This is a genomic window from Streptomyces sp. NPDC054932 (assembly GCF_053610205.1).
In genome coordinates this window covers 30,518-44,831 of the sequence record NZ_JBSGXU010000017.1, presented here as the reverse complement: position 1 = coordinate 44,831, position 14,314 = coordinate 30,518, and the positions used below count along the sequence as shown (strand labels likewise).

The window sequence follows — 14,314 nt, the reverse complement described above, 5'->3', positions numbered from 1 at the left end:
GGCGGCGAAGCGTGCGTCACCGTGTGGCCGCCGACCGGTCACGGTCGTGGTGCTGTGGGAGTCGTGCGAGGGTGACCGTGCGGAGCAGCCATTCCACCGGTCCGTACCGGAATCGCGTCATGAGCCATGTGCTGAGGGCGAGTTGACCGGCGTACAGCGCGAGGGCGCCGAGTACGACGACGGCCGGGCCGAGGCGGTCGTACTGGGCCAGGCCGTAGCCGGTGAAGAGGAGGGCCATGACCAGGGACTGGCTCAGGTAGTTCGTCAGGGCCATCCGGCCGGCAGGCGCGAAGAGCGCGGCGATCCGCGCGCCGTGGGCGGTCTTCATGAGCAGGAGCATCCCGCAGACGTATGCGGCGGTGAGGGCGGGGGCGGTGACGGCTCCGACCATCTGGCCGAAGGTCGACCACCGGGGACCGAGCGGGCCGCTGACGGCCAGGGCCATGAAGACACTGCCGGGCAGGCCCACGGCGGTACCGACCAGGATGATGCGGCGCATCCGTGCATGGTGGTTGCCCGTGTCGGTCAGCAGGCGCCGCTTGCCGCAGTGCAGTCCGATCAGGAAGGCCGCCATGACGAAGCCGCTCAGCAGCAGTGCGGCGAGGAGTTGATCGGGCAGCTGGCCGAGGTTGGCCTGCACGACGGACGAGGCGTCGCCGCGGTAGTCGGCGATCAGTGCGGCGAAACCGTCAGCGAGTTCGGCGTCCAGTTCGGCCGCCTCGGCGTTCGACATGAGCAGGGACGCCAGCCCGACGAGGAGCAGGAGGGCGCAGAGGCACCCGTACAGGATCCGGGCGGCGCTGAGTGCGGTGTCCGGTGTGCAGTTGCGTGCTGCGATCAGGATCAGGCCGAGCACCGCGTACGTCATGAGGATGTCGCCGGTGTAGAGGAGTACGGCGTGCAGGATTCCCAGGACGAGCAGGCCGAGCGAGCGGCGCAGCAGGCGGGGAACGGCGCTGGTGCCGTCGCGTTCGGCGGAGGCCAGCTGGAGGGTGAAGCTGTAGCCGAAGAGGAACGAGAACATCAGGTAGAACTTGCCGACCGCGAAGGTCTGGACGACACCCTCGACGGTCCGGTCGAGTACGGAGGCACCCGGGTCGGTGACGCTTCCGAGGCCGTATGGATCAGCCATCATCAACGCGTTGACCAGCAGGATTCCCATGAGTGCGAACCCGCGCAGAGCATCGACCTCCGGTATGCGCGCCAGCCGGTCTCCCCGTGTGTGCGCAGCTGTTTCGGGCACACCTTCCCCCTCAGTAGTCGTGTGTGTCGGCTCCTGCCCGTGCCGTACAGGCGGCCGGCATGGTCGAACCGTGCTCGGGCGGAACATGGCAGAACTGACGGGCGGAAGCATCGATCTTGATGCGGTGACGGTAGCCCAGCGCAATCACCGGGATGCCGAGGGGGCCACCCGGGGCCCGGACGGGGCGGTCGTCGCACGGCCGCACAGGGGGCTGCCACCTTTCATGAAAGGCCATCAGACATGAACAACCCATCCACCGCCGAGCACGCCAACGACACGCGGCAGAAGCCATCGTGGGGCTTGGCGGTGGTGCTCACCGGCCTGGTGTGCACCGTGCTCCGCTTCGGCGACGTCTGGTCCTGGTGGTTTCTGCTCTGGGCGCCGCTGCTCGCGGCCGCCGTCGGAGACATCGTTCACGAGTGGAGGGTGCTCATGCGCAATGACTGGCGCATGGGAATCATCGAATGGCTGATGCTCACCGTCGCCCACCTGGGCTTCGGCGCCGTGGCGGCGGTGATCTCCGGGCTGTAGCGGACAGGGCACCCGGCCTCCCGTGTCGGGGTCCGTTGCCCCGAGCCAAGGTGAGATCGTGCCGCACGGGCGGGAGCGAAGGCATGGCGTTGAGCGCTGTCCCGACCACCACCGGACGGAAATGTCGCCGAGCGCTCGGCAGCGCGCTTGCGGTGCTGCTGCCGGCCTGCGCACCTGGCCGCCTGCGGCAGTCCCTGCCTGTGCTGCAGCCGGGCGCCGAGGCAACAAAGAGGAGCACGGAGGGTGCGACCTCGACCGCGCCCCGGACCTCGCCCACGACCTCGACCTCGACTCCGGCGGTGCCGCTGGAACTGCGGCGCTACTACGAACAGTCGCCTGCGCCGACGGCCATCCGTAAGCCGGGGACGGAAACGGCAATCAGCGCGGTCGCGATGGATCCGCGCGGCATCGACGACAGCACCCCGGTGGACTGCGGCCCCGACTCCGCCCCTGCCGACGATCCTGCGGACATCGACGACAGCGCGGCGGCGTCCGGACGCGGCCCGGGACATGGACGTGCTGCCCGCTCCCGGCCCGCCGGCTTTCCTCCGGCCACCTGCTCACCGACGACAACACCATCCACATCGCCACCCTCGCCGACAGCCGCCTGCATCGACAGCGCAATCGACCGCCACCTGACCGGCGGTCGGCTCCCTCCTGCGCGCAAGGTCTGCACCTGACGGCGACGGTGCACCGGTGTGGTGGCGTCCTCCCGGACGGTGTGCGCCGGGCCCCGTCGCCGCCCGCCGCCCGCTGCCCACCCCGGCACCGGCGCGGGATCCACTGTCGGACGTGCCCTTTAGCATGAGCCACTCCTGATCATCCCCGGGCCGGGCAGTCGGTGACACTGCGTGGGCCCCGTGCGAGGAGCCGCACCATGCCGTCCAGCACCACCGCCACCGCCGAGCCGCCGTACGTCGTCCCCTGCGGGGGGCCGCCGAGCGGCCCCGGAGCGCGGTACGCCCTCGTCGGAGCCGACGGGCGACTGGTGCGGGCGCCGGAGCTGAGCGCGGTCGGGTCGTTCCACCCGGACGGACGGGGCGGGTTCGTCGCTCCCGCCGTCGACCAGGAGGGCCGGTGCGGCTACCTCGACCACCGCGGTGAGTGGCTGGCCGAACCGGCGCTGTCCTACACCGAGGGGTTCGAGGACGACGGACTCTCCCGGTTCCAGGCTAAGGACGGGCGGTGGGGCTACGCTGGGACGGACGGCCTACCCGTCATACCGGCGGCCCTGACCGAGGCCCACGTATTCCGCCAGGGCCTGGCCGCCGCCCGCACCGAGGACGGGGCGGGATACATCGACGCCACGGGCCGCTTCGTCATCCGCCCGCAGTACGCCGCGGCGGGCCGGTTCGCGCCGAACGGGTTCGCCGGAGTGCGGATGGCCGAGAGCGGGCGCTGCGGCTACATCGACCGTACGGGCCGCACGGTCATCGAGGCGCGGTTCGACGGCTTGCGCCCGTTCGGCCCCGACGGCGCGGCGCCCGTCCGGGTGGGTGACCTGTGGGGCCTGATCGACGAGAAGGGGGAGTGGGTCGTCGAGCCGTCCTTCCCGATGCTCAACGCCTTCCACGCGAACGGCCTCGCGTACGTCCTCGGCGGCAGCATCGGCAGCCACTTCCGGGGCTTCCTGAACGCCCGCGGCGAGGTGGTCATCAAGGCGGACAGCAACCGGCTGTCCGAGGACTTCCGGTGCGGTCTGGTCCGCTTCGACAACGGCTATGCGCACGGATACCTCGATGCCACCGGAGAGGAGGTCATCGAGCGGGAGTACGAGTGGGCGGAGGACTTCAACGACGCCGGGGCGGCAGTGGCCCACTACCTGGAACCGCTGGACGAGGAGGACTCCGACGAGGTCCGTGCCACCGCCACCGCCACCGCCACCGCCACCGCCACCGACGGCCGTCCCTCCGGGCGGGCGTGGGGCGTCCTGCGCTCCGACGGGCGGTTCATCCCCGTCCACCACCTGGAGCCCCTCACCGACGCCGGGGGCTGGGTTCTCGGATTCGGCTTCGGGACCGGACTCGCCGCGTTCGTCACCCGCGACGGCGGCGTGGCCCACGTGGACCGCGACGGCCTGGACGTCTGCCGGGTCGAGGCCACCGCGGACGGTGCGGCCCTGCGCCTGATGAACGGGGCCGGGACGACCCTGTGGGAGACCACCGCGGCCGAGGGCACCTTCGAACGCGTCGAGCCCGAGCACTGCCGCGAGGCGCACTCCTACCTGGTGTACCCGGGTGCCCCGGAGCGGGACATCGCCGACCTCGCGGACGAGCTGCTCGCCGCCGAGCCCCGCCGCTTCGAGCCCTGCTCGCTGATCTGCGATTCCAGGGAGGATCCGTACGAGCCCGCGGAGGAAGAGGACGACCCGGACGAGGACGGCACCTCGCTGGGAGCCATGAGCGTGGTCGCGGAGACCTTCCTCTACGCCGAGCACCAGCACGACTTCTCCTTCCTCGAGGACTGGGCGAACGAACGGTTCAGTGAGATAGGGGCCGACGCGATCGGTCGGCTCACCGCCCGCTTCGGCGAGCCGCTCCCGGGAGTCGAGCTGTGCCTGCGCTCCGGCGACGGCGAGTCGTCCACGGTGTGGCAGGTCGGTGAGCGGCAGCTCGTCCTGCAGTCCTACTGCCTGGTCGGCGACGGGGACATGGAGATCCAACTCTGGCTCGCCGCCGTCGCACCGTCCGACGAGGACGCCCAGCCGTAGCCTCCGACCGACGGCCTTCCAACACCCCCCTTCTCGTGAGGAGCGGACATCAACCCGTCTCAAGCCACCCCGAGTGACTTCCCGATCGAATCGTGGCTCAATTGCACGGTGTGCAACTCCGGCGAACTCACCTTTGTGATGCGTGTGGACTTGAATCGCCCTTACCTGGAGTGCGACGAATGTCTGTCCGGATTTGAAGACATTTCCATCGAAGGTGTGGGTGGCCATTTCTGGACCGATCTCACAGAATGGGAAGATCGTCCGGCGAGTCATTCCGATGTCGTAGGTGCCGGACTCGGCTGGAGCATCAGGAGCGAGAACCAGAGGATTCCCGATGACGCCTGATCCGCTTGACCGGATGGTCGAGTCCTGGTTGGCATTCGATGAAAGTCTGCGAATTCGGGATGGATTTGACGAAGAGGTTTACGCTTCTTTCAAGCAGTCTCTTCAAGCGTGCGCAGATGCGTGGGCGCGCCTCGACGCCATTCCTCGACTGGGGTGAATGTGCTCGTCGACGTCTTCGCTGCCACCGAAGCCAACGCCCATCTCCACGAGGGGGAGTCGGCTGATCGAATCATGGAGGCGGCGTATGAGCTGCACGATCTGATCGGCGAATGTGTTGCGCTCCGCCAGAGCCGAGCGAAGGCACGCCCGAGTCACGGCCTCTGAGCAGGCGGCGGTGGGGGAGTGGGGCCGTCGACGAGTATTCGCTCATCGCCCCGGGGTGCGCGGCGGAGGGCGAGGCGACGCACGGGCGGCCGCGACCGTGTGGTCCCTCGGCCGGAGTGTAATGACCATCGGCCAGAGGTAGGTATGGGGCCACGACGTCGTGGAGCACGGGGGGACTGCGAACGTGCGCAACCTTTGGTTTCGATGCGGCTTGTGGGTCAAGTTCACGATATTCGCGCTGATGGGAAGCGCGGCCGGGCTCATCGCGGGGTTGTGGTTACCGGCGACGCAAGCCGGGTTGGTGGGTGCCGCATTCCTTGCCGTGTGCAGTGGCGCAGCAGCCAGGAACGAGTCCGAGCTGAACGACAGGCGTCATGAGCGGGCTCGTGCGGCGACCAGTCTCCTGGCCAAGGACTCGCGCGGCGGCCTGCCACGTGTCCGGGAGATCAGGGATCCGGTTCTGGTCGGAATTCACCCGTACCAACATGACGCCGGAGACTACGCGGAAAGGCACTGGAGTACGCCGCCTTACATCCCTCGCGATATTGACGCGGACCTGCATGCGGCGATCCGCAGCGGAGGTTTCGTTCTTCTCCTGGGAGAATCGACGGCGGGGAAGACGCGATCCGCGTTTGAGGCCGCACGCCTGCTGACTCCGGATCACTTCTTGCTGAGCCCTCGGAATCGGGATGGCATTTCAAGTCTGATCGGTGCGTTGAACATGCGGAGGCGGTACCTGATCTGGCTTGATGATCTGGAGCGGTTCCTGGGTCCCGGAGGAATGACGTCTTCCTCCCTGAGTCGCATGCTGGAAAGCGGATCCACGATCGTCGCCACCATGCGAACCATTGAGTACGACCGATTCGGCGATCATGCCGAAGTGGTCATCGACAGCGCCGACTACGAAGTCTGGCGTGACGGTCGTGATGTGGTGCGTCAGGCGAAGAAGATCCGGATTCCGCGCCAGTGGTCGCCGGCCGAGCGCGAGAGGGCTCAGCTCTACAGAAAAGACCGTCGCATCAGCCGTGCGCTGAGCGCTTCGGAAGCATTCGGCGTGGCCGAGGTCCTGGCCGCCGGTCCGGAACTCCTCGAGGCGTGGAAGAACGCTTGGTCCCCTGGTGCCCATCCGCGAGGGGCTGCGCTCGTGCTGGCCGCAGTGGACGTGCGCCGAGCCGGCATGCACGAAGCCGTAGGGGTTTCCCTTCTGGAGCAGTTGCACGAGATCTACCTGAGGAACAGGGGAGGGGCACCGTTGCGGCCGGAAGCCATGGAGGCCGCGCTCGCGTGGACTCTGCGGCCGCTGGGGCACACCGGCGCCAGTATGCTCGTCGGCGAACCGAGCACCGGACTCAGGGCTTTCGACTATTTCCTGGACACCCTCAACCTCGAAGTGATTCCGGACGAATCGTGGGATCTGATCCTGGCGCACGCCAGACCTCGCGATGCGCTCGACATGGGCATGATGGCGCTGCTCGATGCCCGCCACGATCGAGCAGAAAGGGCGTTTGCGGTGGCGGCCCGGGCCGGACTGGCAGCAGCAGATGTCGCCAAAGCCGTCATCCTGGGGAAAACGGGCCACATCGATCAGGCGGTGACCGAGCTGCGGTCGATCTGGGAGTCCCGTACGCGGTCTCTGGGGAGGGAGAACAGAGACACCTTGGACGCCCACGCCAAGCTGGCGTACCTCACATTGAAACAAGGGCGTCCAGCCGAAGCCCTCGCCTTGATGCGCGATCTGCTGCCTCTCCGTGAATCGCACCTCGGGGCGGAACACCCCGACACTCTCGACACCCGTCTGCACATCGCCAACGCTGTCGGAAAGCTGGGACGTCCGGCCGACGCCGCGGCTCAGTGTCGCGCCCTACTGGAACGGTTTCAACGAGAGCTGGGGCCCGACCACATAGACACCCTGGATGTCGAAGCCAGAATAGCCATGTGGACGGGAAAATCCGGTGGATACCCCGAGGCGTTCGATCTCACCGAGGCGCTGGTGAGGAGGCGCACCCTCGTGCTGGGATCGGACCATGCCGATACCCTCTACGCTCGCGGGCGGGAGGTCACTTGGTTAGCGGCTATGGAGTTGCACGAAGAAGCTCTGGAGCGGGCACGGAAACTCCTCGACGACAGGAAAAGAGTACTCGGGGTCGACCACCTTCACACTCTCCATGCGCGTCGCCAAGTTGCGCGTCTGGTGGAGCGCGCGCAAGGTTCCGGCTCGGCGATACCCGTATGGCGTGAAACGCTGGATGAACACATTCGAGTTCTCGGACAGGGGCATCCACTGAGTCAGAAGGTCATCGCATTCTCTGGATTCAGAGTGGGTTGACCTCAATCTTTCGTGACGGCCGCCGGTTTCACTGGCGTGTCCCGCTGAGACCTGTCCCGTAACTGGGCGGCGCTCCCTTGTCGATACCGGATCGGACCGTGTCAGTGGCTGGTGACAGGATTGAGAAATGCTGATCAAGGGATATGACGCCGACGCGTTGGTGGCGGGCGAGCCACTGCTTGCCCGCCCGGGCTTCTGGTCGAACTACCTTCTGGCGATGTGCAGCGACGGCGGGTGTGCCGAGCGGCCGGTTCCTGAGTGGTTCGGCGACGACGGCGCCGATGCCGATGCCCTGTCCGAGGTCCTCTTCGATCCCGAGCGTTGGCCAGTGTTTCGGCTGCCGGCCGAAACCGGCCCTGGAGCCGTGGTGATCTACCGCAACCTGGACGGCGACTACGGCACCGACTATCTCCTCACCCATCCTGGCAGGAGCTACGTCCAGCAGATCGCGAGTTGGGACGGAGATTTCAGGGGTACTGGGCTGACGTGGCGCGAACTGGTCCGTACCGCTGACAGCCCCTCCTCCGGTGCCGAAGGTGTCCAGGACACGGCAGCCCGGCTCCTGCTGATTCTTCCGCTCCTCACCGACCCGGATGTGCCGGAAGAATCGTCGGCCAGGCTCACCTCCGCCCTGACGGTGGTCGGCGCGCCGCAAGACAGTGCCTCCAACACGGCGCAGCACCTGCTGGCCCACCTCACGAGAAGATCCCTGCACGACCCCACGTGGGAGTCTCCGCTCAGCGGAAGCTGAGAGGTGAGTCGAGCTGCTGGTCACCACATGAAATGACCTTGGTATGGCCGGTGTGACTACGGCATCGGAGTCTGAGCACTCAACAGGTGCAGCTCCGCGGCCGATATGGATCCCGAGCAGAGATGCACCCGAGGTTGACCTCGATTCGTCAGCGGGGTTCTTGCCTGCAATATCACCAGACCGTTCGGGGCAGGCTGCCCGCGTGACGCCGCGGGCACGCCGGGCTCCGCGGCCCGGAGTCCGGCTCGACGCAGGCCAGGCCGGCCGCTGTGACAACGCGGTCGGCTTGGTCAGCGCGGCTCAGTCGTCCGGGCAGATGACGAAGAGAGGGAAGGCGCGTCGGCGGGGCTGGTTGCCCATCTCGTTGAGTGCGGCGCGGATCTCGTGCAGGTGGCCGGTGGTCATCTGCAGTGGGGGTTCGTGGGGCTGGTAGGTGGTGCGGACCGGGTAGTCCACGCCCGGTTCGGTGGTCATCTCGATGTGACAGCCCATGACGTGGGTGACCGGTCTGTGTTCGCAGAATTCGATCAGGCGGTCGATGGTCCGGGCGAAGGCGTACCAGTCCTGGATGTAGAGGCGGCCTGGATAGACCGTGTCGCCGGTGAGCAGGAACCCGGTCCACGGGTCGTAGAACGTGACGGCTGCCTCGTGGTGACCGGGGGTGGCCAGGCACTCGAGCGTGCGGCCTCCCAGATCGACCCTCGCCGTGGCGGTGGGGTTCTGGTCGAACCCGAAGTACTTCCAGGCCGTGGGGAGTTCTGCTGCGACCACTGTGGTGTCGGGGCGGTCGGCGAACTGGCCGTCGCCCGCAATGTGGTCGCCGTGGGCGTGTGTGTGCAGTACCAGCAGGTGGTAATCCGGGCGGGGGTGGCGGGCGAGCCAGCTGTCGACGAGCTGGTCCACCACCGGACGCAAGGGAAAGAACTCACTCGACGCGGTGGCCCCGGTGTCGATCAGCACTGCCCGTTCGTTGCCGAACAGCAGAAACAGGAACGGCGCTTCGTAGTTGATCGCCATGTTCTGCCGCAGGATGACTGTGTGCTCGTCGTACTCATGGACCTGGATGTCCGGGTCGGTGTTGTGCTTGGACGAGGGTGAGCCGTGGATCCAGCGGACGTCCAACTCGCGAGGCCGAGCAGCCTGGCTGTCGAAATCGATGAAGGATGTTCCTGCGGCCATGACGCCTCCTGAGTGCGTCGTCTTGGCGGGCCGGGTACGGCGCACATCTCGTCCGGGGCGGGCACCTGTGAGCCTCCGCCGCGACGCTACCACGACGCGATGTCGGTCAACGTGCTCGTGCGCGCGCCGGCAAGCCTTGCCGTCGCCCTGACCGGTTCCGCCGCCTTCCTCCACCGGCGGAACTGGCAATCTCCTGAAAGGGCGGTCGTTCACCCCACGGCATGCGGGCGGCCGCGGGAGCCTCCGGTGTGATCGTCACACCCCGCTGGGGCGTATCGGCCAAGCCCAGGATCGGCGTGCAGGCCAAGGCGACCGGAGCGCCGCCCCGTGCCGTCCCGTACCCGGGCAGTAGCAGGCGGCGGGAGCCCCTGAGGGTGTGCGCGCGGACGCCGTTGCCTTGCGGCGCATGCGGGAGAGGCCGTACGGCCGCGGTGAGCGTGACGCTCAGGCGCGGCGGAACAGGTCGTCGGCATGCACCGGATGCCTGCCGTTCCACGTCCGGCCCGGGCGGCGGGGCACCTCCCGGCCCTGGGCGAGCCACTGCCGCTCGACGGCGTCGTAGATCGGGGCATCGGATGTCTGCGAGAGCTCCTGGGCGAGCCGGGTGAAGCCGGTCCACTGCGGAGGCGAAACGGTTTTCTGCTCCATACCCGGGCCAACGAATCCGATCGGCCGATGTGGCGGTGCGTGACCGTTCTGTCATGAAACGAAAGAGCGGACCGGGAGGTTGCGAGGTGACGACGGCCCCGCTGCCGAGCGCGGTAGCAGGGCCGCCACACGGACACCGACCCGGAGCTGACGGGGCGTGATGGCAGGGAAGGGCCGGTCCGTGGCGTGCGTGATCGGCCGGCCGAGCCGGTGCTCAGGACATTTCGTCACGGATCTCGTTGCGGTGCTCCTCATAGGCCAGTCGGGCGTCGTCGTTCGGGAGAGCCGGGGTCGTGAGGCCGCAGGCACAGGTCACCACCGTGAGGTCGGACAGAGCGCGCAGGGTGTGCCCCTCAGGGCTGGTCCGGGCCGCCTCCGCCGGCTTCTTGTATCGGAGGTTGTGCGGGTAGTGACGTGGGCGGACAGCGGCCGGGGCGTTGCTGGCGCTGGTGTTGTCGCGGGTGAAGCGGTGCTCGCTCATGGGTCCAGTGTCGTCTGCCGGACCCGCGTAACCTGCGCCCGCGCGGAGGAATGCGACGCAAACATCACCGAGCTGGCCGCGCGTCAGTGGTGACCCATCGCCGGGCCGTTCGGGCGCGGACTTCGGATCGGCGGCCACAGGGAGGGCGTATGAGGGACGGCGCGCGTGCCGTGAGGTCGGCCCCGTCCAGCTCCTGATGGTCGGCGCGTCGGCACGTCGGCGCGTCGGCGCGTCGCCACACCGGCTGGTTCGACTTGCTCGAGGTATTCGTTGCAGGCCAGACGTTCCTGCCTGTCAGGAACGGCTCGCCGCTCCCGGCGACCGGAGTCGGGGAAGATCAATCCATGACAGAGACAGATGATCAGCCGACTCAGGTGGCCTTCGGCGTGTCGGATGCGACGGACGAGGATCGCGACCGGGCCCTGCGGCTGCTCGAAGCCGACACCGCTCTGCATGCGAGCTGGATCGCGGGGCTCGTCACGAACCGGTCGGCGCCCGACGAGATAGTGCGGCGCGTATTCACGCTCGATCCTCTCCCGGACAGCGTTCGGCGCTGGCTCCGGTACAGCCACCTGCACCCCGCAGCGGTACAGATCGTCATCACCCATCCCGACCCGCAGGTCCGCAAGGACGTCACAGAGAACTACAGCCTGCCGGCGGACGCGCTCGCCGCTCTCACCGAGGACCCGGACCCGAAAGTCCGGTGGAGGGCTGTGATGATGGCGGGTGAGTACAACCACGCACTGCCGGTCGAGCTGACCGTACGACTCGCCACCAGCTCCGAGGCCAGGGTGCGGTACGCCGCCATCGGGCTTCCCGGGCTGCCGGACGGGACGAGGCTCGCACTGGCCGAGGATCCCGACCCGCGTCTGCGGGCCGTGGCCCTCGACTCCTGGAGCTGGCCCCGGCTGCGCCCCGAGGTCCGGGCCGCGGCCGAGGCCGACCCCGATCCCCGGGTACGTCAGGCGGCCGCGCGCGCCGCCCACATCGACGCGCCCCTGCCGACGATGCTCGCGGACTTCCTCGCAGAACCGGACGAACGACGCCGCGAGGACGCCGCATACGGCGCCCCCGTCGACGCGGAACTGGCCGCGCACCTCGTCGCCCACGACGACACTTCGCTGCGCCGTGGAGCCGTACGGAATCCACACGTACCCGCGGCGCTCGCCCTCACGCTGGCTGCCGACCCCGAGCCCTCCATACGGCTTTCCCTGTCCCTGCGCGCGGACATCACCGAGGAGCAGCGGTCCTCGATCGAATACACCCTGCCCACAGGCCGCCACCCGGTGCCGGCTTGGGTGGAGGAACGCTTCGGCGACCCGGACGTGCTGCGCGGGATCGCGGCCTCCAGTCATGTCCTGCTGCGCCGGTCCGTCACCTGTGCACCCGAGCTTCCCGCTGATGTGATCGAGCTGCTGGCTGCCGACGAGGACTACTTCGTCAGGCTGATGCTCTGCGAGAACGACCACGCCCCGCACGAACTGCTCGTCGAGATGTTCGCCGACTGGAAGGGGCTGAGCTGGGGGATGCTGGCCGGCCGCCGCAACTTCGCCCGGCCCGGCCTGGCCCGCTTCGCGGACGACCCCAACTACCGGCTGCGACTCGCGGCGCTGTCCGACCCGCAGGCCACGCCGGAACTCGTGGAGCGGCTCTCCCGCGACCCGGACGACATCGTGGGCGGCCGCGCGGCGGCCGACCCGCGCCTTCCCCACGCGCGGCTCGTCGAACTCCTGGGTACCAGTCACATGTCATACAGAGCAGCCGGCAATCCCGGCCTGCCCACCCCCCTCATGCACCGGCTGCTCGACATCGCAGGCGTCGAACGCTGAAGAAGAGCCAAGGAACGGGACCGGGCACTGCTCACCACGACGGAGCCCACCCACGCCCGGGCAAAAAGGAGGACGCGACGGCTGCCGCTGATCCTCCCCCGTGAACGGGCCGGCCCCGTGGCCAGCGTGTTCGCCAGGGGTTACAGCGACGTCAGACCGGCGACGGCGGCGATCAGCACGCTGACCGGCTGGACGATGTCGGCCGCGCCGGCCACCAGGGCGCGCAGCCGTTCGAGCCTGGTCGGTGTCCGAGCCTCGGGGTCGCCGGTGGTGAGGTCGTCCGCCACCAGGTGGACGAGGGTGGCGGCCTCCTGCCGGTCGGTATCGGCCAAGTCCCGGCTCGTCAGCACCAGCCGCAGCACCTGGACCAGCTCGGCAGCGCCGGGGCCGGTGCGGTGGTCGTTCTGGAAGTCGCTGATGACCGTGTCCACCGGTTGGTTGATGAACGTGGTCTGTCCGTGGAAGTGGAAGTTGTTCTGCGTCATTGCACGGGTCTCCTCGGCGGCGCCGGCGGCGATCTCGCCCAGCTCGTGGTTGATGTCGGGGGCGGCGGCAAGTACGCGGTCCAGGGCGGCGGCACCCTCCGGGGTGCCCTTCGGCAGGTTCCGCACCCGGTCGAGGGGGGAGCCCTGTTCGTCGTAGTGGTCCGACGGCCGCTTCAGGAGGGCGCGCCCCCGGTCGAGAGCAGCGGCGCGTTCGGGTGTCCCTTCGGGCAACCGCTCCGCAGCGCGGCAGGCCGCCTCCATCCGACGGAACGCTCTCTCGGCGCCCGTGGCGTCCTCCCCGGACGTCTCCCGGAATCCCGGAGTGGTGGGACGGATCGCGGTGTGCACCCGGGAGAAGAGGTGGCGCAGGTAGGCGGGGCTGGTCGAGGCCAGGGGGAACACCGCCTTGCGAGGATCACGCACGTCGTGGAACAGCACCAGGCACGGTAGTTGTGTGCTGGCCACGCCCAGCTCCCGTGCCAGATCGTAGACGCGGTGGCGCTCGTAGGGCTTCCAGCGCAGCCAGCGAAGGGCAGCGAACGTGCGGTACATCTCGCCGTCGAGGGTGTCACGCCAGTAGTGCTTCGCGGTACGCCAGGACGTGGGGCGCTCCACAACGAAGAGCCGCAGGTCCGGGCCTGACAGAGCGTTGAGTTCGTCGAAGTACTCCCGGACGTAGCGGGCGAGTCCGGTATCGGCATCGGTGTAGAGCAGGGCACCCCACAACCCGGGCCGTTCGTCGTTCGCCGCGGCGGCGGCCTGGAGGATCGCCAGCATCTCCTGCGGACGGGGCACCGGCGCGAGGGCGTATGAATGTCGTTGCTCGTGCAGGATGCACAGGACGACGATGTCGCCCGCTGTCAGTCCGGCCTCCTGGACCGTCTCCCGGGGGTCCAGCGCGTGGCCGGCGAACAGGTCGGCCATCCAGATGCGCTTGATGGTGCCGACGCACCGGTTTTCCGATACGAGGGTCAGCCCGCTCTCCCGGGCCGTTTGGAGTGCGCGGTCCAGCAATGCGGCGATGGTCAGGTCCGGCGCCGCGTCGAGGTCGACGTATTTCGCGAAGACCTGGTCGTGCACGCGTCCCCAGCGACCTGGTGCCTGAGCTGCCACGTCCGGCCGGGCCGGCAAGCCGATGCCGGCGAAGAAGAAGTGGTCAGGGCGCTTCTGTGTCACGTCCTGGTCGACGAGGGCACTCGCCAGGCCCGCGTTCAGGCCGCGTTCGGAGATGCCCGTGATCCCGTCGCCTTCCAGGACCGTCAGTAACAGGCGCATGGCCGTGACCCCTAACCCCTCAGTATCTCGAACCAGCCCTGAGGAAACGCCCGTGCGGGGTGCAGATCCCTCATCGATGCCCACCGGCGCTTCTTGTGCCCCGGCAGCCGATCCTCCCCGCCCGACGCCACCGCCGCAGCCCTATGAGCCGCGGACCACCCGCACGAGGGATGCGACACGAGATCAT

At 68.4% G+C, this 14,314-nt stretch carries 12 protein-coding genes and 1 riboswitch; of the genes, 7 read left to right on the top strand and 5 right to left on the bottom strand.

The window, feature by feature from the left end:
* Positions 1-16: 16 nt before the first annotated feature.
* Positions 17-1,243 carry a DUF418 domain-containing protein gene (locus ACWGE1_RS07420; RefSeq protein WP_453419597.1) on the bottom strand — a complete coding sequence of 409 codons (1,227 nt, stop codon included), beginning with the start codon at positions 1,241-1,243 and terminating at the stop codon, positions 17-19.
* A 240-nt stretch (positions 1,244-1,483) separates the two neighbouring features.
* Here ACWGE1_RS07420 and ACWGE1_RS07415 point away from each other — a divergent pair, with 240 nt between their 5' ends.
* From ACWGE1_RS07415 to ACWGE1_RS07390, 6 genes are all read left to right on the top strand, one after another.
* On the top strand, positions 1,484-1,774 hold the full coding sequence (locus ACWGE1_RS07415) for a hypothetical protein (RefSeq protein ID WP_453419596.1): 291 nt from the start codon (positions 1,484-1,486) through the stop codon (positions 1,772-1,774).
* Positions 1,775-2,073: 299 nt separating this feature from the next.
* Entirely contained in the window at positions 2,074-2,454 is a 381-nt protein-coding gene (locus ACWGE1_RS07410) for a hypothetical protein (RefSeq protein ID WP_453419595.1), read from the top strand.
* Positions 2,455-2,651: 197 nt separating this feature from the next.
* A complete protein-coding gene (locus ACWGE1_RS07405) occupies positions 2,652-4,484 on the top strand; it encodes a WG repeat-containing protein (protein WP_453419594.1) in 1,833 nt (610 codons plus the stop codon).
* A 108-nt stretch (positions 4,485-4,592) separates the two neighbouring features.
* Positions 4,593-4,829, top strand: coding sequence for a hypothetical protein (locus ACWGE1_RS07400; RefSeq protein ID WP_453419593.1), 237 nt, complete (start codon positions 4,593-4,595; stop codon positions 4,827-4,829).
* A 508-nt stretch (positions 4,830-5,337) separates the two neighbouring features.
* On the top strand, positions 5,338-7,479 hold the full coding sequence (locus ACWGE1_RS07395) for a tetratricopeptide repeat protein (protein ID WP_453419592.1): 2,142 nt from the start codon (positions 5,338-5,340) through the stop codon (positions 7,477-7,479).
* Between the two features lie 127 nt (positions 7,480-7,606).
* A complete protein-coding gene (locus tag ACWGE1_RS07390) occupies positions 7,607-8,230 on the top strand; it encodes a hypothetical protein (RefSeq protein WP_453419591.1) in 624 nt (207 codons plus the stop codon).
* Between the two features lie 300 nt (positions 8,231-8,530).
* On the opposite strand, the gene ACWGE1_RS07385 is transcribed toward ACWGE1_RS07390, so the two are convergent.
* The 3 genes from ACWGE1_RS07385 to ACWGE1_RS07375 all read right to left on the bottom strand — a co-directional run bounded on the left by ACWGE1_RS07385 (position 8,531) and on the right by ACWGE1_RS07375 (position 10,538).
* Positions 8,531-9,409 (bottom strand): MBL fold metallo-hydrolase, encoded by an 879-nt coding sequence (locus tag ACWGE1_RS07385; RefSeq protein WP_453419590.1) that lies wholly within the window; start codon positions 9,407-9,409, stop codon positions 8,531-8,533.
* An 11-nt stretch (positions 9,410-9,420) separates the two neighbouring features.
* Positions 9,421-9,488: riboswitch (guanidine-III (ykkC-III) riboswitch) on the bottom strand.
* 365 nt (positions 9,489-9,853) lie between these two features.
* Positions 9,854-10,057, bottom strand: a complete 204-nt coding sequence (locus ACWGE1_RS07380) for a hypothetical protein (RefSeq protein ID WP_453419589.1) — start codon at positions 10,055-10,057, stop codon at positions 9,854-9,856.
* A gap of 214 nt (positions 10,058-10,271) precedes the next feature.
* Positions 10,272-10,538, bottom strand: a complete 267-nt coding sequence (locus ACWGE1_RS07375; RefSeq protein WP_453419588.1) for a hypothetical protein — start codon at positions 10,536-10,538, stop codon at positions 10,272-10,274.
* A gap of 344 nt (positions 10,539-10,882) precedes the next feature.
* Here ACWGE1_RS07375 and ACWGE1_RS07370 point away from each other — a divergent pair, with 344 nt between their 5' ends.
* Entirely contained in the window at positions 10,883-12,367 is a 1,485-nt protein-coding gene (locus ACWGE1_RS07370; RefSeq protein WP_453419587.1) for a HEAT repeat domain-containing protein, read from the top strand.
* A 140-nt stretch (positions 12,368-12,507) separates the two neighbouring features.
* On the opposite strand, the gene ACWGE1_RS07365 is transcribed toward ACWGE1_RS07370, so the two are convergent.
* Positions 12,508-14,127 carry a hypothetical protein gene (locus tag ACWGE1_RS07365; protein ID WP_453419586.1) on the bottom strand — a complete coding sequence of 540 codons (1,620 nt, stop codon included), beginning with the start codon at positions 14,125-14,127 and terminating at the stop codon, positions 12,508-12,510.
* Between the last annotated feature and the right edge of the window lie 187 nt (positions 14,128-14,314).

Bases quoted from the DNA above. Each gene is read 5' to 3' on its own strand.
- ACWGE1_RS07390 (WP_453419591.1), top strand. From the start codon at position 7,607: ATGCTGATCAAGGGATATGACGCCGACGCGTTGGTGGCGGGCGAGCCA.
- ACWGE1_RS07380 (WP_453419589.1), bottom strand. From the start codon at position 10,057: ATGGAGCAGAAAACCGTTTCGCCTCCGCAGTGGACCGGCTTCACCCGG.
- ACWGE1_RS07375 (WP_453419588.1), bottom strand. From the start codon at position 10,538: ATGAGCGAGCACCGCTTCACCCGCGACAACACCAGCGCCAGCAACGCC.
- ACWGE1_RS07385 (WP_453419590.1), bottom strand. From the start codon at position 9,409: ATGGCCGCAGGAACATCCTTCATCGATTTCGACAGCCAGGCTGCTCGG.
- ACWGE1_RS07405 (WP_453419594.1), top strand. From the start codon at position 2,652: ATGCCGTCCAGCACCACCGCCACCGCCGAGCCGCCGTACGTCGTCCCC.
- ACWGE1_RS07415 (WP_453419596.1), top strand. From the start codon at position 1,484: ATGAACAACCCATCCACCGCCGAGCACGCCAACGACACGCGGCAGAAG.
- ACWGE1_RS07365 (WP_453419586.1), bottom strand. From the start codon at position 14,127: ATGCGCCTGTTACTGACGGTCCTGGAAGGCGACGGGATCACGGGCATC.
- ACWGE1_RS07370 (WP_453419587.1), top strand. From the start codon at position 10,883: ATGACAGAGACAGATGATCAGCCGACTCAGGTGGCCTTCGGCGTGTCG.